Consider the following 1,200-nt stretch of genomic DNA (forward strand, 5'->3'; position numbering starts at 1 on the left):
CGTCGCCGTGCAGATCGACTGGGACCGCCGCTACGGCCTGATGCGCCATCATTTCGCGGCCGAGATGGTCCTGCAATTGGTCTACCGGCTCGAACCGGGCATCGAAAAGGTCGGCGCGCACATCGCGCCGGCCAAGGCGCGCATCGATTTCGCCCGCGCCGGCAACATCGCCGACCTGTTCGAGCGCCTGAGCGCCGAGACGGATGCGCTCGTCGCCGCCGCCAAGCCCATCGTCACCGCGTTCTCCGACGAGGCCACCCAGCGCCGCTACTGGGAGGTCGAAGGCTTCTCGCGGATGGGCTGTGGCGGCACCCATCCGCGCACCACGCGCGAGATCGGGCCGCTGCACCTGAAGCGCAGGAACCAGGGCAAGGGCGTCGAGCGCATCGAGATCACGCTCGATCCGGCGGGCCCGTCCGCCTAGCGGGCATCGCGCGCGGGAAGGCGGCCCCGGCGCCATCCCGCGCCGCGGCTCATTCCGCCTTCATGTCCGCGCTCTTGACGATCCCGCCCAGCCGCTTGTCCTCGGCGGCGATGAAGCTGCCGAACTTCTCCACCGAGCCGGGAATCGCCTCGTAGCCCGCGTCGACCAGCTGCTGCCTGACCTTGGGCGTGGCCATGACGTCGGCGATGGCCTGGTTCATCGCCTTGATGACGTCCTGCGGCGTGCCCTTGGGCGCATACATGCCGCCCCAGTGGGTGATGTTGATCTGGGCAAAGCCCTGTTCCGCCGTGGTGGGCGTGTCGGGCAGCAGCGGCGAGCGGTGGTCCGCCGTGGCCGCCAGCGCGCGCACCCGGCCGGACGCGATGTAGCTGCGCACCGACACCGCCGCCTCCGAGGCCGCGTCGACCTGGCCGCCCATCAGCGCGGTGGAACTCTCGGAACCGCTCTTGTAGGGCACAACCGTGACCGGCACCTTGAGCGCCTGGCCCAGCATTTCCGCGACGAAATGGCCGGTGCTGCCGGTGCCGGCGGTGGCGAACAGGATCGGACGCTTCTCCTTGCCGGCCTGCTGCTGCCAGTCCTTGAGCGAATGGATCTTGCTGTTGGCGCTGACGACGATGACCGAGGACGATTCGAACAGCAGCCCGACCGGCACCAGGTCGCTGTCCTCATAGGGCATCTTGCTGCGCAGCAGCTTGTTGGTGATGGCGCCATTGCCGGCCACCAGGAAGGTGTAGCCATCGGCTGGCGCCTTG

General features: G+C 68.9%; 2 protein-coding genes. One reads left to right on the forward strand and one right to left on the reverse strand.

Going from position 1 to position 1,200, the window contains the following annotated elements:
- Window positions 1–424, forward strand: a 424-nt coding sequence (locus N801_RS22125) for an alanyl-tRNA editing protein (protein ID WP_035940902.1), incomplete at its 5' end; no start/stop codon positions are given.
- A 49-nt stretch (window positions 425–473) separates the two neighbouring features.
- Here the strand turns inward: N801_RS22125 and N801_RS22130 are convergent.
- The coding region (locus tag N801_RS22130; RefSeq protein WP_035940903.1) for a tripartite tricarboxylate transporter substrate binding protein at window positions 474–1,200 on the reverse strand (727 nt) is incomplete at its 5' end.

Origin of the sequence: Knoellia aerolata DSM 18566, assembly GCF_000768695.1 — a bacterium.
GTDB lineage: Bacteria > Actinomycetota > Actinomycetes > Actinomycetales > Dermatophilaceae > Knoellia > Knoellia aerolata.